Annotated in this window: 15 protein-coding genes and 1 tRNA gene; 13 read left to right on the top strand and 3 right to left on the bottom strand. The window is 39.0% G+C overall.

The window, feature by feature from the left end:
- The first annotated feature begins 21 nt into the window (after positions 1 to 21).
- Positions 22 to 1236, top strand: coding sequence for an MFS transporter (locus R5R67_RS08000; RefSeq protein WP_000169409.1), 1215 nt, complete (start codon positions 22 to 24; stop codon positions 1234 to 1236).
- A gap of 243 nt (positions 1237 to 1479) precedes the next feature.
- On the opposite strand, the gene sthA is transcribed toward R5R67_RS08000, so the two are convergent.
- Positions 1480 to 2892, bottom strand: a complete 1413-nt coding sequence (sthA, locus tag R5R67_RS08005; RefSeq protein ID WP_001137505.1) for a Si-specific NAD(P)(+) transhydrogenase — start codon at positions 2890 to 2892, stop codon at positions 1480 to 1482.
- Positions 2893 to 3088: 196 nt separating this feature from the next.
- Between sthA and lipA the strand changes: the two genes are divergently transcribed.
- The 3 genes from lipA (at position 3089) to R5R67_RS08020 (ending at position 7338) form a co-directional block, all read left to right on the top strand.
- The gene (gene lipA / locus R5R67_RS08010; RefSeq protein WP_001289259.1) at positions 3089 to 4102 is read left to right on the top strand and encodes a lipoyl synthase; all 1014 of its coding nucleotides are present in this window, start codon (positions 3089 to 3091) and stop codon (positions 4100 to 4102) included.
- A 283-nt stretch (positions 4103 to 4385) separates the two neighbouring features.
- A complete protein-coding gene (locus R5R67_RS08015; RefSeq protein ID WP_000576650.1) occupies positions 4386 to 6851 on the top strand; it encodes an acyl-CoA dehydrogenase in 2466 nt (821 codons plus the stop codon).
- A 103-nt stretch (positions 6852 to 6954) separates the two neighbouring features.
- On the top strand, positions 6955 to 7338 hold the full coding sequence (locus tag R5R67_RS08020) for a carboxymuconolactone decarboxylase family protein (protein ID WP_000043121.1): 384 nt from the start codon (positions 6955 to 6957) through the stop codon (positions 7336 to 7338).
- A gap of 38 nt (positions 7339 to 7376) precedes the next feature.
- Here the strand turns inward: R5R67_RS08020 and R5R67_RS08025 are convergent, their stop codons facing one another.
- A complete protein-coding gene (locus R5R67_RS08025) occupies positions 7377 to 7913 on the bottom strand; it encodes a cysteine peptidase family C39 domain-containing protein (RefSeq protein ID WP_001196991.1) in 537 nt (178 codons plus the stop codon).
- A gap of 221 nt (positions 7914 to 8134) precedes the next feature.
- Between R5R67_RS08025 and ahcY the strand changes: the two genes are divergently transcribed.
- From ahcY to R5R67_RS08055, 6 genes are all read left to right on the top strand, one after another.
- On the top strand, positions 8135 to 9517 hold the full coding sequence (ahcY, locus tag R5R67_RS08030; protein WP_000994845.1) for an adenosylhomocysteinase: 1383 nt from the start codon (positions 8135 to 8137) through the stop codon (positions 9515 to 9517).
- A 71-nt stretch (positions 9518 to 9588) separates the two neighbouring features.
- Positions 9589 to 10425: a methylenetetrahydrofolate reductase [NAD(P)H] gene (gene metF / locus R5R67_RS08035; protein WP_000167014.1), complete on the top strand. Its 837-nt coding sequence runs from the start codon at positions 9589 to 9591 to the stop codon at positions 10423 to 10425.
- Positions 10426 to 10443: 18 nt separating this feature from the next.
- A complete protein-coding gene (locus R5R67_RS08040; RefSeq protein WP_001078583.1) occupies positions 10444 to 11166 on the top strand; it encodes a 16S rRNA (uracil(1498)-N(3))-methyltransferase in 723 nt (240 codons plus the stop codon).
- Between the two features lie 134 nt (positions 11167 to 11300).
- Positions 11301 to 14150 (top strand): putative bifunctional diguanylate cyclase/phosphodiesterase, encoded by a 2850-nt coding sequence (locus R5R67_RS08045; protein ID WP_318754801.1) that lies wholly within the window; start codon positions 11301 to 11303, stop codon positions 14148 to 14150.
- Between the two features lie 236 nt (positions 14151 to 14386).
- Positions 14387 to 16657 carry an NADP-dependent malic enzyme gene (locus tag R5R67_RS08050; protein WP_000342684.1) on the top strand — a complete coding sequence of 757 codons (2271 nt, stop codon included), beginning with the start codon at positions 14387 to 14389 and terminating at the stop codon, positions 16655 to 16657.
- 91 nt (positions 16658 to 16748) lie between these two features.
- On the top strand, positions 16749 to 17987 hold the full coding sequence (locus tag R5R67_RS08055) for a multifunctional CCA addition/repair protein (RefSeq protein WP_001198531.1): 1239 nt from the start codon (positions 16749 to 16751) through the stop codon (positions 17985 to 17987).
- A gap of 49 nt (positions 17988 to 18036) precedes the next feature.
- On the opposite strand, the gene R5R67_RS08060 is transcribed toward R5R67_RS08055, so the two are convergent.
- On the bottom strand, positions 18037 to 19212 hold the full coding sequence (locus R5R67_RS08060; RefSeq protein ID WP_001254962.1) for a S1C family serine protease: 1176 nt from the start codon (positions 19210 to 19212) through the stop codon (positions 18037 to 18039).
- Between the two features lie 193 nt (positions 19213 to 19405).
- Between R5R67_RS08060 and R5R67_RS08065 the strand changes: the two genes are divergently transcribed.
- From R5R67_RS08065 to R5R67_RS08075, 3 genes are all read left to right on the top strand, one after another.
- The gene (locus R5R67_RS08065) at positions 19406 to 20164 is read left to right on the top strand and encodes a Nif3-like dinuclear metal center hexameric protein (RefSeq protein WP_318754802.1); all 759 of its coding nucleotides are present in this window, start codon (positions 19406 to 19408) and stop codon (positions 20162 to 20164) included.
- Between the two features lie 145 nt (positions 20165 to 20309).
- Positions 20310 to 20936, top strand: a complete 627-nt coding sequence (locus R5R67_RS08070; RefSeq protein WP_000208082.1) for a superoxide dismutase — start codon at positions 20310 to 20312, stop codon at positions 20934 to 20936.
- Between the two features lie 146 nt (positions 20937 to 21082).
- A tRNA-Asn gene (locus tag R5R67_RS08075) sits at positions 21083 to 21158 on the top strand.
- Positions 21159 to 21166 lie beyond the last annotated feature (8 nt).

The raw sequence follows: 21166 nt of genomic DNA on the forward strand, positions 1-21166 counted from the left end.
TCTTATAATTTTCTACTCACAATGACTAAAACAAGCCATCAGTTTTCTCAATCACTCATTTATATGCTCATTGGAAGTGCCATTATTTTGGCTTTGTCACTAGGTGTACGACATGGTTTTGGGCTTTATTTAGTCCCGATGAGTCATGAGTTCGGTTGGGGACAGCATGTTTTTAGTCTAGCAATTGCCATGCAAAATCTAATCTGGGGTGCAGTTCAGCCTTTTACTGGGGCAATTGCAGATAAATATGGCAGTAAAGTTGTGGTTGCTGTTGGTGGCTTACTTTATACCCTAGGCCTACTTTTAATGGCTTTTAGTTCGAGTATACTCATTTTGAATTTAAGCTTAGGTCTTATTATTGGTTTAGCTTTATCAGCAACCTCATTTACAGTTTTGCTTAGCGCAGTAGGCCGAGCTGCTCCGCCAGAAAAAAGAAGTATGGCAATGGGTATTGCCAGTGCAGCCGGTTCTTTTGGCCAATTTATTATGCTGCCTTCTACCCTTCTCTTACTTAAGACAGTGGGATGGTCATCAGCTTTAATGGTAAGTGCGCTGTTAATCGCTCTTATTATTCCTCTAGCATGGATGTTAAAAGGGCCAAGCAACCAAACCCCAAAAGCAATTGCCCAACCTCAGCTCACCTTTAAACAAGTACTTCACATTGCGAGAAAACATAAACCTTTTTGGTGGTTAGCTTTAGGCTTTTTAGTATGTGGCTTCCAAGTTGTCTTCCTGGGTGTTCACCTACCAGGTTATTTAATCGACCACGGCTTTGATGCCGCTACAGGTACGGTGTTTCTTGCTTTAGTCGGATTATTTAATATCGTAGGGACTTATGGCGCAGGCTGGTTAGGAGATCGTTTCTCGAAACCTAAGTTATTAATGACACTTTATGGTAGCCGCGGCATCGCAATCATTGCTTTCTTATTGTTACCTCTAAGCACTTATACAGTATATGCTTTCGGTATTATCATGGGGCTTCTATGGCTTTCTACGGTTCCTCTCACCAATGGTATCGTGGCAAATATGTTTGGTGTTAAATACCTTTCAATGTTAAGTGGTATTGTATTTTTCACCCATCAAGTCGGGTCTTTCTTTGGTGGTTGGCTTGGTGGTGTTAACCATGATTTAACAGGTAATTACAATGCGATTTGGCTCTGTTCTATCGCATTGAGTATATTAGGGGTAATCGTACATTTCTTTGTAAATGAGGAGGCTGTTATTCATGACGCATAATGCCGTACTTTTGAAAACAATTATGACTTTCCTCATCTTAGCTCTTCTGGTTTTTTCTATTGTTTTATGGAAACAGACACCTGATTTGTTTGAATATTTTAATCAAGCATTTTGTGCACACTAGAAAGATGAGACGCTGAAATCACTCTGTACATTGTCATAAAAATATAAAAAACATATGGTCTAATAAAAATAAAAAAGCCCGCAAGTTTGCGGGCTTTTTTATGAAAAACTTATTTAAAATCAAAATAAACGATTCATACCATTAAGTGCAGCCACACGGTATGCTTCAGCCATGGTTGGATAGTTAAAAGTCGTTTCAACAAAATATTTCAAAGTATTGTTTGGGCTGTGCATAACTGCTTGTCCAATGTGGATAATTTCAGCAGCATTATTACCAAAACAGTGAATACCTAAAATTTCCAAAGTGTCACGATGGAAAAGAATCTTCAACTCACCTACTGTATCACCGGTAATTTGTGCACGAGCTAAATGCCGGAAAGAAGCCTGACCGACTTCATACGGAATTTTCTCTTCCGTTAATTCCTGTTCATTCTTACCAATAGACGAGATTTCCGGAATGGTATAAATACCTGTAGGGATATCACGTACTGGCTTAGCGTCTTCACCACTCATGTTTGCACCAGCACAACGCCCTTGGTCATAGGCAGCCGAAGCAAGTGAAGGCCAACCAATCACGTCACCAGCCGCATAGATGTTTTCAACTTCAGTTTGATATTGATCATTTACAGAAAGTTGACCACGGCTATTTGGTACCAACCCAACATTTTCAAGACCTAAACCTTCTGTGTTACCTGAACGACCATTACACCAAAGAATCGCATCAGCTTTAATCTTTTTACCACTTTGTAAATGTAGAACAACGTGGTCATCAAATGTTTCAAGATGATCCATTTGTTCATTGTGACGAATCAACACACCCTGTTCACGTAAGTGATAAGACAAAGCATCGGCGATTTCATCATCTAGATAACTTAAGAGTTTTTGTTGAGTATTGATCAAGTCAACTTTATGGTCTAAACCAATAAAAATTGAGGCATATTCACAGCCAATAACACCTGCGCCGTAAATAATAATTTTTTGAATTGAGTAATCAAGATCAAGAATTTTGTCCGAATCAAATACGCGTGGGTGGTCAAAATCAAGACCTTGCGGATGATAAGGACGACTACCTGTCGCGATCACGATTTGCTTACAGATAATTGTTTCTTTAATGCCTTCGTGGCTAAAAACTAAAACTGTATTTTTGTCTTGAATATATGCACGACCGTGGAAGACACCAATTTTGTTACGGTCATAAAAGCGCGTATGCGTATCAACCTGTTGTTGAATCACTTTGTGCGCATTACGCAAGACCTGTTTCATAGTGAACTGTTTCCATTCACCTACTTTTTGAAACATTGGATCACGCTGATAGCGAATAATGCTAGAAACTGTTTGACGTAATGCTTTACTTGGAATGGTTCCTACGTGTGCACAGTTACCACCGAGTTGATCACGTACATCTACAATTGCAACACGCTTACCAGCTTTTGCAAGCTTCATTGCCGCGCCTTCACCTGCAGGTCCAGAACCGAGAACTACCGCATCGTACTTAACGAAATTCCCACTAACGACCTCTTTTTTACGTGGCATTGAAAGCTCCTTCCTCTGTTGAATGACCATATTTTATAATAAATTATGGCTAATATGCGGTGAATTTATGTATTTCTCAACCCTATATTTCTGAATAGCCACATTTATTATATGAATAGTTATTTTCCGCTATTACTTGTAGAAGTCCGCTATAATACAATGTCAATGTCTCTATAAACGAGTGGAAAAGTTAAATATGTCAGAACACCGTAAACCTGAACAGGGTGTAAAACTTCGTGGCGCAGAAAAAGTCGCAAGAATTCCTGTAAAAGTTGTACCTACGGTTGAAGTGCCGCGTAAACCTGACTGGATTCGTGTCAAGATGACGGCACCAGAAGAAGTTCAGCGTATTAAAACGACTTTACGTGCTCAAAAACTCCATACCGTTTGTGAAGAAGCAGCTTGTCCGAACCTTCCAGAATGCTTTGGCGGTGGTACAGCAACATTCATGATTATGGGTGATATTTGTACACGTCGTTGCCCTTTCTGTGACGTAGCGCATGGTCGTCCAAATGCATTGGACCCTGATGAACCACGCCATATGGCAGAGACAATTGCCAATCTTAAGCTCAAATATGCAGTAATCACTTCGGTTGACCGTGATGACTTGCTTGACGGCGGTGCACAACATTTTGTGGACTGTATTAAAGAAGCTCGCGCACTTAGCCCAAATACATTACTTGAAATTTTAGTACCAGACTTCCGTGGACGTATGGATATTGCTTTACGCATTATGACTGAATGTCCACCAGACGTATTTAACCACAACATTGAGACTGTGCCTCGTCTATATAAAGCGATGCGTCCAGGTTCAGATTATCAGCACTCTTTAAACCTATTAAAAATGTTTAAAGAATACTGCCCAGACATCCCAACAAAATGTGGTTTGATGGTCGGTATTGGTGAAACTGAAGAAGAAGTCATTGCATTGCTTGATGACTTACGTGCTCACGATGTCGACTATGTCACTATTGGTCAATACTTGCAGCCTTCTAAACAGCATGCACCAATTGACCGTTTTGTAACACCAGAAGAATTTGAACGTTATGCAGAGCATGGCCGTAAACTTGGCTTTAGAAATATTTGGTCTGCACCAATGGTTCGTTCAAGCTATTTTGCTGATCGCCAATACTATGGTGAACCTGTTCCTGAAGTTCGTCGCAAGGTAGATCCTGCGAAAAAAATTGCGGTACAAGCAATCGAAGCTTAACACTTCATAAGTATTAAAAAGGCCTTCAGATTATGAGGGCTTTTTTATTTATACAAGAAAATCAATAACATTTCTTGACAAATCGATAAAACAAGCCATTACACTTTCATTCAAAAATATTTTATACCTAAAAGCACGATATATCCCTGCTCTAGCATATACATCAATTGCGACATAAAAAATCAAATTTAAACAGCATTAAAAAATTCGCTAGTTAAGCCTTAAATCTCTCCTCGCTTTTTTATTATTTCTAACTTGAGGGCTTATCTAGCAAGGAGCAAGTATGATTTTCCTACTCTTTGTTTTAAGTATTGTCATTCAGCTTGTTGCAATATGGGCAATTTTCTTTTTTAACCTAAATAGAGTCGCTGGTAGTGTTATTACGATTGCTGTAGCCATACTTACTGCTTTCATTTTAACGCCGTGGGCATTACTTTTAGGGATCCCCCTTATTGCACTTAGCATTATTATTTTGTTTAAACCTTTACGGTTTAACTTAATTACCCAACCTGCATATAAAACTCTGGCCAACTCAATGCCGAGCATCAGTACCACTGAACAAGAAGCCTTAGAAGCAGGAACAAGCTGGTGGGAAAAAGAGTTATTTATGGGGGCTCCAGATTGGTCGCAATTTGAAAAATATCCCTATCCTACACTTTCACCAGAAGAACAAAGTTTTATCGATAATGAAGTTGAAGTGCTATGTAGCATGCTTGATGAATGGGAAATTCACCATCAATTAAAAGATCTTCCTCCTGAAGTTTGGCAGTTCATTAAAGATAAAGGCTTCTTAGGCCTTATTATTCCAAAATCCTTTGGCGGTAAAGAGTTCAGCTCATTTGCTCAAAGTCGCATTATGAGCAAAATTGCCTCGCGTTCATTAACTGCTGCGGTGAGTTGTATGGTTCCTAACTCATTAGGACCCGGTGAATTACTCATGCATTACGGTACAGATGCGCAAAAGCAGCAATATCTACCGGGACTTGCTAAAGGTGAAGAAATTCCATGCTTTGGTTTAACCAGTCCGGAAGCAGGTTCAGATGCAGGTGCAATTCCAGATTCGGGTGTAGTCTGCTATGGCGAATATGAAGGTGCTCAAGTTCTTGGACTCCGCATGAATTTCTCTAAACGTTGGATTACGCTCGCTCCAATTGCCACAGTGGTCGGTCTAGCATTCAAACTTTATGACCCCGAAGGTTTACTTGGAGATAAAACTAAAACTGAGTACGGAATTACCTGTGCTTTAATTCCAGCCAATCATGCAGGCGTAAAAATAGGTGCACGACATTATCCAGGCTCTCCATTTATGAATGGGACAGTAGAGGGTAAAGATGTCTTCATTCCAATTGACTGGATTATTGGCGGACAAGAAAATGCCGGTAAAGGCTGGCGCATGCTGATGGAATGCCTAGGTGTTGGCCGCGGCATTTCATTGCCAGCATTAGCCACAGCCGCAGGTGAAATGAGCTATCTCACTGTCGGTGCATTTGCAAGAATTCGTCAACAGTTCAATATTTCTGTCGGCAAATTTGAAGGTGTACAAGAAGCAAGCAGTGAAATTGCCAGCGATGCCTATATGCTTGAAGCATTCCGTTATTTAGTGACGTGTGGTCTAAACCAAGGTGGAACCCCTGCTGTAATGACTGCCATGGCAAAATACTATGCAACTGAAACGATGCGTAAAGTGGTTAATCACGGAATGGATATTGCTGGAGGACGTGCAATTCAACTTGGACCACGCAATTTCCTTGCTCTCACCTATCAAGCGATTCCAATTGCCATTACGGTAGAAGGTGCAAACATTTTAACCCGCTCGTTGATGATTTTTGGTCAAGGCTCAATGCGTTGTCATCCTTATCTTTTTGAAGAATTGCAATTACTTCAGTCTGACGACAAAGCCAATGCCGTACAAAAATTCGATGATTTGTTGTTTAAACATTTAGCCTATACCTTTAACCGCGGTGCTAGATCATTTGCTTATGGTTGGACGGGTGGTTCGAGTGATGCACCTCAATCAGCAGATCAATTCACTGCAAGTTACTATAAAACCATCAATCGTTTTAGCGCCAATTTTTCACTTGTTTCCGATATGGCACTTGGCTTACTCGCAGGAGACCTAAAGCGTAAAGAAATGCTATCAGGCCGCTTGGCAGATATTCACGCGCACTTGTTTATTGCCACAGCGATTTTAAAATTTTATGAGGCTGGACAAAAAACTGAAGCTGAACAATTGCATGCAAAACTAGCACTGCAAAAAGCATTCTTGAATATTCAGGAAGCATTTTGGGGGCTATTTGACAACTTCCCAGCCAAGCTTCCAGCAGCATTTGTCAAATGGATATGTTTCCCGCTAGGTCGTGTGATTTCAAAACCTGACGATGAGTTAAAACAACAAGTTGCTGAACTCATGATGGAAGAACATCCGTTTAGAGAGCAACTCAAACGCCATGTGTACTATTCAACTGAACCTAATGATGTCACTGGCCGTCTAGAGCACACATTCCAAATGTTAAGAACCATTGAGCCGCTTTGGGATAAGTTTAAGAAAGCTGAATCCAAAGGCAAATTTACGGGTCTTACTTTTGAAGAGAATATTGCTCAAGCGATAAAAGAAGGCTTTATTTCTGAAAGCGAAGCTCAACAATTATTGCAGTACAACGCAATTCGATTCGATAGCATGCTTACCGATGTTTTTGATGAAAAGCTAAATAAAGACCTACCTTTATCAAATCCTCATCAAATAGTGTGACTGATGCCTCCACTAATTCACTATTGCAATCATTTTTGAATCGCATTAATTAATAAACAGCCATAAAAGCGTCACTCGACGCTTTTATTTTTAGGAGAAATTAATGTCTAAGCAAGATTACGAAAATGGATTAAAAGTTCGCACAGAAGTGATGGGAGAAGCTTTTGTAAAACGTGCCCAAGAAAATACCGTGCCCTTTACCCAGCCTTTACAAGACTGGATTAATGAACATGCATGGGGATCGACTTGGCAACGTGAAGGTGTGCTGCCACGTAAATATCGCTCATTAATTACTTTGGCAATGTTAACTGCACTCAAATCACCAACAGAACTCAAGGGCCATGTTCGTGGTGCACTCAACAATGGTTGTACAGTTGAAGAAATTCAGGAAACTTTATTGCATAGCCTGCCATATTGCGGTGCCCCTGCTACTCAGGAAGCTTTCCGGGCTGCGTTAGAAGTCATTCAAGAATATCAACAACAATAACTTCAGTATGAGCCAGCACTTTACTGGCTCATTTAAATTTAATTCAATTTAGTCGAATGAATATTTAAATTACGATCACCAATCACGACAGCCTGACGGCAAATACCTTCTGCTTTACGTTGATTCTCAAAAACTGCTGCCGACATCGGCTCAAAACTATCAAAAAAGCAGATTTCATTTTGATCTATAGAATAAATGAGCGACTGATTCCCTACCCCTTCTAAAGTGTCGTAGTACACAATCACCATTTTTCCATTTTGCGTCTCTGTTTGAATATCTTGATAGCTCAGCGCTGGCCCAGTTGGTATTTTTAATATCTTTGCTTCTTTATAGCTCATGCGTTCGCTTGAGCTAATGTTAGGATCATGATCTGAGTGAAATGACACCTCAAAGCCCAACTTTTTTAAAGCAACGGCTAAAGCAATCGTATAAGTTCCTTCATCGTCATAGCGGCAAACTTTAATCAGCTCAGCAACATCAATTTGCACTCCATGATGTTGAAGTACCATCCAAACCGCAAAAAGGCCACAATTCGCTTCGAGGTTTGCCAAAGATTCGGGAATATTTAAGGCCATAATTTAAATCTAAAGTCGTAATTACGCAGATAATAAACAAAACTGGATTGGCACTAAAAGCTTTTCCAAGTACAATGTTTCGCTAGTCGAGGGATGCTGCGACAAATGATCGGCACTAAAGATCATTTTGCCAGGCTCGACGATCGGTTAAACAGTCGTTTTAACCAACAACGGCATCCGCGAACAGAATGATCAATACTATTTTTTCCTAGGAGATCCTGATGAACGCGGTTAATGCTTCATTTACAGATTACAAAGTTGCTGACATCTCACTTGCTGACTACGGTCGTAAAGAAATCAAACTTGCTGAAGCAGAAATGCCAGCTTTGATCGGCTTACGTAAACGCTATGCAGCGTCTAAACCACTTGCTGGTGCAAAAATTCTTGGTTGTATCCACATGACCATTCAAACAGCGGTTCTTATTGAAACGCTTGTTGAATTAGGTGCTGAAGTTCGTTGGACATCTTGTAATATCTTCTCGACTCAAGACCACGCTGCTGCTGCAATTGCTGCTCGCGGTATTCCAGTTTTTGCTTGGAAAGGTGAAACTGAAGAAGAATATGTATGGTGTCTTGAACAACAAATCAATGTAAATGGCCAACCTTGGGATGCCAACATGATCTTGGATGATGGCGGTGACTTAACTGCTCTTGTTCATGAAAAATATCCTGCACTTTTAGAGCGCATTCACGGTATTACCGAAGAAACCACAACAGGTGTTCAACGTCTTATCGAAATGTGGAAAGACGGCACTTTAAAAGTACCGGCAATCAACGTAAATGACTCTGTTACTAAGTCTAAAAACGACAACAAATATGGTTGCCGTCACTCATTAAATGACGCAATCAAACGTGCAACAGATATGCTTTTATCTGGCCGTCGTGCGCTTGTGATCGGTTACGGTGACGTAGGTAAAGGTTCTGCTCAATCTTTACGTCAAGAAGGCATGATCGTTCGTGTAACTGAAGTTGACCCAATTTGTGCAATGCAAGCATGTATGGATGGTTATGAAGTTGTATCTCCATACAAAAACGGCGTACAAACAGGTAAAAAAGAAGATATTAACCACGATCTTCTTGGCAACACTGACCTTGTTGTAACAACAACTGGTAACTACCATGTGTGTGATGCAGCGATGTTAGACAGCTTAAAAGCTGGTGCAGTTGTATGTAACATCGGTCACTTCGATACAGAAATCGACACAGCTTATTTACGTGGTTACAAGTGGGTTGAAGTTAAGCCACAAGTTCACCAAGTTTATCGTTCAGAAGACGAAAACAACTATCTTATCCTTCTTTCTGAAGGCCGCCTTGTAAACTTAGGTAATGCAACTGGTCACCCATCACGTGTAATGGACGGTTCTTTTGCTAACCAAGTTTTAGGTCAAATTCACTTATTCCAAGAGAAATTTGCCGACCTACCTGCAAGTGAAAAAGCTGCAAAAATTCGCGTAGAAGTTCTTCCTAAGAAACTTGACGAAGAAGTTGCTGCTGCAATGGTTGCAGGTTTCGGTGGTGTACTCACTCAGTTAACTCAAGAGCAAGCTGATTATTTAGGCGTTGCTGTTGAGGGGCCATTCAAATCTGACGCTTACAAATACTAAGAACATAAGGGCAGACGGTGAACCGACTGCCCTTTTTTCTAAAAATGTTTCGCTGTTTACAAGGATTTGACATGACTAAACGTACACCTATTTCTTTTGAGTTTTTTCCGCCAAAAACTGATGCCGGTGCTGAAAAACTTCGTATTGTTCACCAAGAATTACAGCAATTAAATCCAGAGTTTTTCTCAATTACTTATGGTGCTGGTGGTTCTACTCGTGAACGCACACTTGCTGCTATTGAAGATTTCAATGGTAAAGGCACTCCTGTTGCCCCTCACCTTTCTTGTATTGGTGATGATAAGACGCGTATTGCTGAACTACTCGATTTATACAAAGCTCAAGGCATTGACCGTATTGTCGCTTTACGTGGCGACTTACCATCTGGACAGGTTGGTCTTGGCGAACTTCCTTATGCTCAAGATTTAGTACGTTTTATTCGTGAGCACTCAGGCGACCACTTTCATATTGAAGTTGCGGCTTATCCAGAAATGCATCCTCAAGCCGAAAGCCTTGACTCAGATATCCAACGTTTTATTGAAAAAGTACAAGCTGGTGCCAATGCGGGAATTACTCAATTCTTCTTTAATCCAGACTCATACTTTTATTTTATAGAGCGTTTGGAAAAAGCTGGAATTAACATTCCAGTCGCTCCTGGTATCATGCCTATTACCAATGCAAGTAATTTAATTCGCTTTGCAGATGGTACTGGTGCTGAAATTCCTCGCTGGATTCGTAAGCAATTACAAGCCTATGGCGATGACAGTGAAAGTATTAAAGCTTTTGGTCATGAAGTTGTTGTTAAACTATGCGAACGCCTCATTGCAGGTGGTGCACCAAGCTTACACTTCTACTCAATGAACCAAGTCGAACCAACTCGTCAGCTTGTTGTTGACCTTGGTTTAAATTAATTTTGTAAGGCGTACCCAATGAATCGTTTTTTTATCGAAACTGAACTTACAGTTGGCTCAACAATTCAACTAACTGAATCAGTCTTCCATCATTGGGTACGTGTTTTACGCGCACAATTACAAGAACAAGCCACACTATTTAATGGGCAAGGTGGTGAGTATCTCGCGACATTGACCGAAATTAATAAAAAAAATGCGTTTGTCACTATTGAGAATTTTAATCCTGTAAACCGTAATGCTCCATTTAAAGCCTTTCTTGGTCAGGTCATGAGTAAAGGTGACCGAATGGATTATGCGATTCAGAAAGCAACTGAACTTGGCGTCAGTAAGATTCAGCTCTTGACCAGTGAACGTTGCGAAATGCGTTTGAAATACGACCGCGATCAAAAAAAATTAGATCATTGGCAAGCTGTTGCAATTGCAGCATGTGAGCAATGTGGACTCAATTTAGTTCCAGAAGTTTTAGCCCCTATTTCTCTTCATGAATGGTTAAACTCATCTGACCTTCCTGCATCTAAATTTGTTTTAGCTCCTGAAAAAGAGCAAAAAGATGTATTGGCAGGGATACAACCTGAACTAGCCCTCTTAATTGGTCCTGAGGGTGGTTTAAGTGACAATGAAATTACGCAAGCCAATCAAGCTGGATTTATGAACTGGTGTATTGGGGACCGTGTATTACGTACTGAAACTGCACCTGTTGTAGCATTATCTATTTTAAATTATCGGTTTTTATCCATATAAACTTATTGAACATTGATTAAATCAACAATTAAAGTTAACTTACTTTTACGGTATGAATATTAATTTAAATTTTTTTCCACTGATAAATCAGATTCTTTCTGTATAAATGTAAAAAAATAGGATAGAAAAATCTTATGTCTGGCCTTCAGGAAGAATATTTACAGCATCAAACAAAAATTGAGCAGCTTCGCCTCTCAATTCAATATATCCGCTGGTATCTTGTTAGCCTAATTTTACTGTGCCTAATTTCAGCTATTATTTTCTTTTGTTACTTTACTTCTTACATTACAAACTTTATTTGGTCAATTGGCTTTACTATTTTGACGCTTACTTGTCTATTATTTGTCCCAAAGGTATTAACACATTATCGTGATATTCATTTCATTAAGAAAACAGATTTAGTGCTACAAGGCATTTGTTTGGCGTCTGGAATTTTAATGGGAATAAATATCATTGTTCTGCATTTTTCCCTTCCTGACACTTTAATATCTGTTTCTGATGTTCATATCCTCATAGCATTATTTATTACCTCAGCCCACATAATTGGTCTTACATTTTTAACTCAACAACCTCGATATTTTTATTTACTCTTTATTCCAAGTACAGTTCCACTCATTATTGGACAGTTTACTCATTCTCAAATCACCCAACTCCCCTTTTACTTTGCATATAATTTAGCTTTCGTCGCAACTTTACTTTGTGCTTATGCAACTCAGCGTAACTATCAAAAAATTTCTCAACTATTATTTAAAAATAAACAACTTGTTCAAGTAGCAGAACAGCATACTCAATGGGCTGAAGAGTTATGTGTACAGCTCCAACAAGAAGTAAATAAATCTAAAGATATTGAAGCACAGCTTCAATTTAATAATCATTTGCTCGAACAAAAGGTTCGGGAAAGGACATATGACCTCACTAAAATGAATGAGAGGCTTGAAAGCCATCATCATAATTTAGCATTTGCACATGAAACAGCAGGTATCCGACCGTGGGATTGGGATATTGAGAAACAAAAATTAGAAATAACGTTTTTTGATCAACAAAAACAAACTCAAAATACTCCTTTACACCTCAAGTCAATTTTAGAGCGCATTCATCCCAATGACCGAAAGTTATTTGATGAACGTTTAAAAGAACACTTGGAAGGAAAATCTGATCACTTCAATATTACCTTCCGTATTCTACGTCGTAATGGTTCGTGGCGTTGGATTCATGACGTAGGACGTGTCATTAGCCGTGATCCTAAAACCAATAAAGCTTTACGTATGGTTGGAATGACCAGAGATATTCATCAGGAAAAAAAAGATCAAGAACATTTGAGACTTTCTGCGATTGTGCTTGAGCAGGCAGCTGAAGGAATTTTTATTCTAGATGAAAAACTCAACTATATTGAAGTTAACCCCTATTATGAGAAATTAACTGGCTTTTCAAAATCTGAATTATTAAGTCAGCAGCTATTTAATATCACAATAAATCAGAAGCTACAGCAACAACAATTTCACGACTCCATTACTCAGCAACTTCTAAAAACTGGCGAATATATGGGCCAATTTGATGAAAAGTTTACATCGGGTAAAAGTGTCTATTTATGGCTTCATATTAATGCAGTTAAAGATGAGTACAACCAGATTATTAATTATATTGGTTTTGCACGTGATTTAACCGACCAAAAGCGACAAGAGCAGCATTTATCTTATTTAAAAAACTATGATAGTTTGACTCACCTTCCTAACCGCTTTTACTATTATAATCAATTAGATCAATATCTTGTTAATCCATCTTATAGTTTTAAAAATTTGGCTTTAATACGTATTAATATCGATAGATTTAGAGCATTTAATGAGTTTCTAAATAATGATAGTGGGGATGAGTTACTTAAACAATTTGCACAGCGACTACGACTGACCAATATCAATGCAATTTTAGTGGCTTACTTAAACGGCGATGATTTTGCAATTATTTATGAAATATCACCTATTCATCCCAACATTGAGCAATATTGCCAAAATATATTACAAGCTTTAAATGCGCCTTTTTATATTGATGAACAAGAATATTTCATTACAGCTTCTATTGGGGTTGCTTGTTTCCCTGAGCATGGCCGACAAATTGATCACCTCAACAATCATGCCGAACAAGCCTTGTCGGAAGCAAAACGTTTAGGTGGCAACACTATTAGCTATTATTGTAATAAAACTACAAACCCATATAAGACAGCAGACTTAGAACAAGAGTTGCGTAAAGCCATTCAAAATGATGAATTTGTGGTGTATTACCAACCAAAAATTAATTTAAATGACAAATCGATTAAAGGTTTTGAAGCACTCATTCGCTGGCAGCATCCTGAAAAAGGGTTAGTTATGCCGAATATGTTCATTCCTTTTGCTGAACGTAGTAGCCTTATTTCCGATATTGGTAAAGTCGTTTTAGATAAAGTTGGCAAACAGCTACAAGAATGGAAAAAAGCAGGCTACGCCGATGTCCGAGTTTCTGTAAATATTGTTGCTCAACAAATTCATCGAGGTCTTTTACTCAGTGATTTAGACGAAGTTTTAGACACATATCATCTTGATGGTTCAAATTTAGAACTAGAAATCACGGAATCTGCTTTATTAGATAATACTGACAATGTAAAAAAACTATTGCACTCCATTAAAGAACGTAATATTTCAATTGCACTAGATGATTTTGGCACTGGATATTCATCGCTAGCTTATTTAACAGAATACCCAATCGATGTTTTAAAAATTGACCGGGCCTTTGTTTCGAAAATCGGTGATCAAAAACAAGAAGCAATTGTGAATGCGATGATTGCGATGGGTAAAAGCATGGGATTAAAGCTAGTTGCAGAAGGTGTGGAAACCGAAGAACAAGTTATTTATCTACAAAAGCAGCAATGTGATTTTTTACAAGGCTTTTTCTTTAGCCGTCCACTTCATCCAAATCAGATTCTTCAATATCTACAAACAAATACGCATATTTGATAATTGTTTTAACAGTCTATTTTACATGCGCTGGTTTTTCCAAAAATGAGCGTTTTTGACTGTGAGAAATAGAGAAGTAGTGTTATATTCTTTAGCATTTAGCTCACCATGAGGCTATTGGCCATTCGTCTACCTATTATGTTACTTGATATAATTTTGTACATAGTAAGCAGATAAATTACCAACCTTTGTGAGCAACTTGACTAGTTTGCTTTTTTGTATCAATAGAGACTCAGATGGACGATCAATCTTTAAAACAGGCCGCTTTAAATTACCACGAATATCCAAATCCAGGGAAAATCAGCGTCACGCCAAGTAAGCAACTTGTCAACCAACGAGATTTGGCTCTAGCTTATTCACCAGGGGTTGCTGCTCCATGTTTAGAGATTGAACGTGATCCTTCAGCTGCTGCAAAATATACAGCGCGTGGTAACTTGGTTGCTGTTGTCAGTAACGGTACTGCGGTTCTTGGTTTAGGTAATATTGGTCCATTAGCTTCTAAACCGGTAATGGAAGGTAAAGGCGTTCTGTTCAAAAAGTTCGCTGGTGTCGATGTATTTGATATTGAAATTGCTGAAAACGATCCAGATAAAATCGTTGATATTGTTGCTTCATTAGAACCAACTTTCGGCGGTATTAACCTTGAAGATATCAAAGCACCTGAATGTTTCTATATCGAGAAGAAACTTCGTGAACGCATGAAAATTCCTGTGTTCCATGATGACCAACACGGAACAAGTATTATTGTAGGTTCAGCATTATTAAATGCTCTACAAATCGTTAATAAGAAAATTGAAGAAATCAAAATCGTTGCTTCAGGTGCAGGTGCTGCTGCCCTTTCTTGTTTAGATTTACTTTGTGCTTTAGGCGTAAATAAAGAAAACATCATTGTTGCCGATTCTCGTGGTCTTCTTACAACTTCACGTGAAGGCTTGGATGAATCGAAAAAACGTTATGTACAAGACATTAAAGCGACTCAATTACATGAAGTAATGGCTGGCGCGGATATGTTCTTAGGTCTTTCAGCTGCTGGTATTCTCACCAAAGATATGGTGAAACAAATGGCTGAAAATCCGATTATTTTTGCATTAGCAAACCCGGATCCAGAAATTCTGCCTGAACATGCACATGAAGTACGTCCAGATGTAATCATGGCAACTGGTCGTTCGGACTACCCGAACCAAGTAAACAATGCTTTATGTTTCCCTTATATCTTCCGTGGTGCACTTGACGTAGGTGCTACAACAATTAACGAAGATATGAAAATTGCATGTGTACATGCAATTGCACGTATGGCTCACGTAGAAGCTGACGCAGCTACTTATGGTGAAAAATCTGCTTCATTTGGTCGTGACTACTTAATTCCACGTCCACTTGATCAACGTTTGATTTTAGAAATTGCGCCTGCTGTTGCTAAAGCAGCAATGGATTCAGGTGTTGCAACTCGTCCTATCGAAGATTTCTCTGCATATCGTCAAAAACTTTCTGAGTTTGTTTATAACTCAGCATTCTTGATGAAACCGATTTTTGCTCAAGCAAAAACAGATCCTAAACGTATTGCATACGCTGAAGGTGAAGATGAGCGCGTATTACGTGCTGTTCAAATTGCAGTTGATGAAGATTTAGCTAAACCAATCTTAGTTGGTCGTACAGCAGTCATTGAAGCAAACATCAAAAAATTAGGCTTACGTTTACAACACGGCGTAAATATCGAGATTGTAGATCAAGAACAAAATCCGTTATACGAAGAGTTCTGGAAAGACTACTATCAAACCATGCAACGCAAAGGCATCACTGTTGAATATGCTCAACGTGAAGCTCGCCGTCGTTCAACACTCATTGCTGCGCTTCTAGTTAAGTTTGGCAAAGCAGATGGTATGTTATGTGGTACTTACAGTAGCTATAACATTCACCTTGACTTCGTACGCAATGTAATTGGTCTTAAAGAAGGCATGAACAACTTCTTCACGCTTAATGCATTAATGCTTGAAGATCGCAACTTGTTTATTGCTGATACTTATGTAAACACTAATCCTACTGCTGAACAACTTGCTGAAATGACTATTTTGGCGGCTGAAGAAGTACGTCGCTTTGGTATTACACCACGCGTAGCGCTACTTTCTCATTCAAGCTTCGGTAGTGACCAGACAGACTCAAGCGCTCAAAAAATGCGTGAAGTTTATCGTATTTTATCTGAGCAAGCTCCAGAGCTTGAAGTTGAAGGTGAAATGCATGGTGATGCAGCATTAGACGAAAATATTCGTCATTTTGCATTCCCTGGTTCTCGTTTCAAAGGTTCAGCGAACTTGTTGATTATGCCGAACCTAGATGCAGCAAATATTTCGTTCAACTTGTTAAAAGCAACTTCTGGTAACAACGTAACAATTGGTCCAATTTTGCTAGGTGCTGCTAAACCAGTTCATATTTTGACTCCGACAGCAACGACTCGCCGTCTTATCAATATGACTGCTTTAACTGTTGCTGAAATTCAACAGCAAGAAAAGTAATTTAGAAACCGCTTTTTACGAAAAGCCTTTCTAATGACTTGAGAAAACCTCTATTCTGTAGCATGATTGCTTGAAGAATAGAGGTTTTTTCATGCAAGTGTATTTAGTAGGCGGTGCTGTTCGAGATTATTTACTTGGGCATCCCTATCAAGAAAAAGACTATGTTGTGGTCGGTGCAACGCCGGAACACATGCTCGCCCAAGGTTTTCAACCTGTAGGCAAAGATTTCCCTGTGTTTCTTCATCCCGAAACCAAAGAAGAATACGCACTTGCACGAACCGAACGAAAGTCTGGACAGGGATATCACGGGTTTCAATTCTTTACTGATACAACAGTTAGTTTAGAAGATGACTTAATTCGTCGAGACTTAACCATTAATGCGATTGCAATGGATCAAGACGGTAAAATATATGATCCATATGGTGGTAAAAACGACTTAGAAAATAAAATTCTGCGCCACGTTTCAGAAGCTTTTGCAGAAGACCCTCTACGGGTATTGCGAGTCGCGCGTTTTGCCGCCCGATATTTCCCATATGGTTTTCAAATTGCGCCAGAGACATTGCAACTTATGCAAACCATGGCAGATTCAGGTGAACTTGATGCACTAACACCAGAGCGCGTCTGGAAAGAAACTTCACGCGCTTTAATGGAAAATCATGCCGATATTTATTTCCAAACTTTGCGTGATTGTGGGGCTTTAAAACATCTTTTCCCTGAGATTGATGCTTTATTCGGTGTGCCTCAACGTCCTGAATATCATCCTGAAGTAGATTGCGGCATTCATACTTTAATGTCATTACAGCAAGCTTGTAAGTCGAACTATTCACTTGATGTACGCTTCGCTGTTTTAGTGCATGATCTCGGTAAGGCCCTCACTCCAGCCGAGGAACTTCCTCGTCATATCATGCATGAAGAACGTGGAATCAAGCCAGTTACCCAATTATGTGAACGTTTAAGAGTTCCGACACAGACCAAACAATTGGCATTATCAGTGTGCAAAGAACATTTAAAATGTCATCAGATTATGTCCTTGAAACCTGGTACTTTATGGCGTCTATTGCAACGTTTAGATGTTTTACGTCGTCCAGAAAGAGTGGAAGCTTTTGTACAAGCCTGCGAGTGTGATGCAAAAGGCAGATTAGGACTAGAAGATCGTCCATATCCTCAAGCTCAATACATGCGTGAAGCCATGCAAATTGTTCGCTCCATTAAAGTTCAAGATTTACCAGAGAACATTAAGGGTGCTGAAATTGGTGAAATGCTTATTCAATATCGAATTGAAGCTTTAGCTGAATTTAAAAATCAGCATCAAAGTCTTAGTCACTCCTAATGAACAACAATAAAAAAAGCCTCAAAATGAGGCTTTTTTTATTTAGGTTTTAACGTCTTGGAAGCGGAATATACTGAGATTGTGTATTCTGTGCTTTTCGCTCACCTACCGTCACAACATAGTTTTGTTGTTTGCCTTCTCTTTCAACCAGAACATTAATTTCGCTATTTGGTGCTTGCAAAGCGACATAATTAATTAAATGAGAAGCTGAAGTGATCGGCTCATTATTCACCTGAACAATTTTATCACCAACTTTAATCCCCGCAGCATCTGCCGGACCATTTTTTAAGACATCAGCAACCACTACACCCACTTGCTGTTTAGGTGCCAATACATCGTCTTGTGTAGGTGGAAGTAAACTAATACCCAACCAACCACGAACAACACGACCATCTTTTAAAATCGAGTTTAATACTTGCTGACAAACCTTTGCCGGAATCGCGAAGCCAATACCTAAAGAGCCACCCGATTGTGAGAAAATCGCCGTATTTACACCAATCAAGTTACCAGCCACATCGATTAATGCGCCACCTGAGTTACCTGGGTTAATTGCAGCATCAGTTTGAATAAAGTCTTCATAGGTATTAATACCTAAATCAGAGCGACCGGTTGCTGAAATAATCCCTTGAGTTACAGTTTGCCCTACGCCAAATGGGTTACCAATCGCTAAAACAACATCACCAACTTCATTACCACTGAGCTTAAAAGGCAATACTGGTAATTTATCTAAATCGATTTTAATAACCGCCAAATCTGTATCAGGGTCGGTGCCAACAATTGTAGCTTCTGCTCGGCGTCCATCATGTAATGCCACCACAATCTGGTCAGCTTGAGCAATCACATGATTATTGGTGAGAATGTAACCATCGGCGCGAACAATAACCCCTGAACCTAAACTATTTTCATTTTGCTGTTGTTGCTCAGGAACCTGATTTCCAAAAAATTCACGGAATACCGGATCACTTAATAAAGGATGATTTTGTTTAACTTTCTGGGTCGTAAAAATATTAACTACTGCTGGTGCTGCAACTTTTACCGCAGCACTATAAGACACCACCCCGCCCGTTCGAGAAGTATCAACCAGTGGCTCAACTTTCTCAGCTGGCATTTGCACCCCATCAACTGCAACAGTTGGTTTCGGCTGATGGTATTTTTGCCATGCAATAAAACTGGCAATTACAATAATAAGTAACACCCAAGGTAACCATGTAAAGGTGCGGCGCACGTTCATATCCTCTACGCAAAGAAGTTTTTAATTAAATTAATATATTGAACAAAAAGAGTTTTCAGTTAAGCATTTTAAATTAAATATGTCGATATACATAAAAAAGTCAAAAAAGATTTGTCTAGCTTTAGTTACACAACAAAATATGTTTCTATAGCTTTAGCAACTTTTACTACTCAATTCAGGAAATATCATGGCAAATTTGCATGAAATTATTCAGTGGTGCGACCAAACCTTAAAAGCAGCAGAATTTAAAGATTACGCACCAAATGGCCTGCAAATTGAAGGTTCAACTGAAGTAAAACGTATTCTTTGTGCGGTTACTGCTTCTGAAGATGCAATTGATGCAGCCATTGCTCAGAATGCCGATCTCTTACTCGTACACCACGGTTATTTTTGGAAAGGCGAACCATATCCAATTACTGGTATGCGAGGTAACCGTATAAAAAAACTTATTCAAAATAATATCTCATTAGTCGCTTACCATCTGCCTTTAGATGCACATCCGATTTTAGGCAATAATATCGCTATTGCAGAAAAACTAAACTTACAAAATTTAGAACCACTTGATCTAACCGAGAAACATCCAATTGGTAATATCGGTTATTTAGAGCAAGCGCTTTCTGTAGAGGAATTTAAAGCAAAACTACAAAACAGTTTTGATTTTAAAGTGATCCATTTACCGGCTGAAAAACAAAGTATTCAAAAAGTAGGCTTTTGTACAGGCAGTGCTCAAGATTTTATTGCTAAAGCTGCTTTACAAAATTGCGATGCTTATATTTCAGGCGAAGTCAGTGAACGAACTTTTTATGAAGCAAAAGAATTAGGCGTTCATTATTTTGCCTGTGGTCACCATGCAACCGAACGTTATGGGGTTCAACGTTTAGCACAAGCAATTTCAAAACAGTTTGCTATTGAAAGTGAATATTTTGAATTGAATAATCCGATTTAATTAAGTCTTTTTTTCAATCTGTGTTATGCGTATTAATTAGATCTTTATTGTGTATAGTTCTTTAAAAGGCTGCCCTATTGCATCCAGAATCATTTACAATAGAGCCACTTAATTGTATAACCCAGCAAATGCAAGGAATAGGAACATGACAACCATTACTTTACCTGCACTTCCATATGGCTATGATGATTTAGCGCCACATATCAGTAAAGAAACTTTAGAATACCATCACGATAAACACCACAATACCTATGTTGTTAACTTAAACAACTTAATCAAAGGTACTGACCTTGAAGGTAAAACTTTAGAAGAAATCATTAAAGCAACTGCTGGTGATGCATCTAAAGCTGGTATTTTCAACAATGCTGCTCAAGTTTGGAACCACACTTTCTACTGGAACAGCATGAAGCCAAACGGTGGTGGTAAGCCTACTGGCGCAATCGCTGCTAAAATTGACGAAGCTTTTGGTAGCTACGAAAAATTTGCAGAAGAATTTACTGCTGCTGCAACAACTCAATTCGGTTCAGGTTGGGCTTGGTTAGTTGCTGATGAAGTAAACGGTAAACTTTCTATTACTAAAACTTCTAATGCAGACACTCCACTTGCACATGGTCAAATTGCTGTATTAACAATTGACGTATGGGAACATGCTTACTACATCGATTTCCGTAACTTACGTCCTAAATACATCGCAACTTTCTTAGAAAACCTTGTGAACTGGGACTATGCAAATGCAAAACTTGCAGGCCAACCAGCTGGTGTAGAGAAATAATTTTATTTCTTTATAAAAAACCACCCTGTTTTGGGTGGTTTTTTTATTTTTAGTACAACAAAAGCATATTAATCAAGCAAACGATTCATTTTCTTTAATATTCTTATTGACGCTTTTAGATTTCATCCATAAAATGCGCATCAGATTCTCCAATAGCTCAGTCGGTAGAGCGACGGACTGTTAATCCGCAGGTCCCTGGTTCGAGCCCAGGTTGGAGAGCCATCTACTAA

It is taken from the genome of Acinetobacter sp. OYA S30, assembly GCF_033599315.1.
Taxonomy (GTDB): Bacteria; Pseudomonadota; Gammaproteobacteria; order Pseudomonadales; family Moraxellaceae; genus Acinetobacter; species Acinetobacter baumannii.

What these genes read in the sequence shown, in the direction of transcription:
- R5R67_RS08025 (WP_001196991.1), bottom strand. Translation starts at nt 7,913, where the DNA reads ATGGCCTTAAATATTCCCGAATCTTTGGCAAACCTCGAAGCGAATTGT.
- sthA (WP_001137505.1), bottom strand. Translation starts at nt 2,892, where the DNA reads ATGCCACGTAAAAAAGAGGTCGTTAGTGGGAATTTCGTTAAGTACGAT.
- lipA (WP_001289259.1), top strand. Translation starts at nt 3,089, where the DNA reads ATGTCAGAACACCGTAAACCTGAACAGGGTGTAAAACTTCGTGGCGCA.
- R5R67_RS08050 (WP_000342684.1), top strand. Translation starts at nt 14,387, where the DNA reads ATGGACGATCAATCTTTAAAACAGGCCGCTTTAAATTACCACGAATAT.
- R5R67_RS08020 (WP_000043121.1), top strand. Translation starts at nt 6,955, where the DNA reads ATGTCTAAGCAAGATTACGAAAATGGATTAAAAGTTCGCACAGAAGTG.
- R5R67_RS08065 (WP_318754802.1), top strand. Translation starts at nt 19,406, where the DNA reads ATGGCAAATTTGCATGAAATTATTCAGTGGTGCGACCAAACCTTAAAA.
- metF (WP_000167014.1), top strand. Translation starts at nt 9,589, where the DNA reads ATGACTAAACGTACACCTATTTCTTTTGAGTTTTTTCCGCCAAAAACT.
- R5R67_RS08040 (WP_001078583.1), top strand. Translation starts at nt 10,444, where the DNA reads ATGAATCGTTTTTTTATCGAAACTGAACTTACAGTTGGCTCAACAATT.
- R5R67_RS08055 (WP_001198531.1), top strand. Translation starts at nt 16,749, where the DNA reads ATGCAAGTGTATTTAGTAGGCGGTGCTGTTCGAGATTATTTACTTGGG.
- R5R67_RS08000 (WP_000169409.1), top strand. Translation starts at nt 22, where the DNA reads ATGACTAAAACAAGCCATCAGTTTTCTCAATCACTCATTTATATGCTC.
- R5R67_RS08070 (WP_000208082.1), top strand. Translation starts at nt 20,310, where the DNA reads ATGACAACCATTACTTTACCTGCACTTCCATATGGCTATGATGATTTA.
- ahcY (WP_000994845.1), top strand. Translation starts at nt 8,135, where the DNA reads ATGAACGCGGTTAATGCTTCATTTACAGATTACAAAGTTGCTGACATC.
- R5R67_RS08015 (WP_000576650.1), top strand. Translation starts at nt 4,386, where the DNA reads ATGATTTTCCTACTCTTTGTTTTAAGTATTGTCATTCAGCTTGTTGCA.
- R5R67_RS08045 (WP_318754801.1), top strand. Translation starts at nt 11,301, where the DNA reads ATGTCTGGCCTTCAGGAAGAATATTTACAGCATCAAACAAAAATTGAG.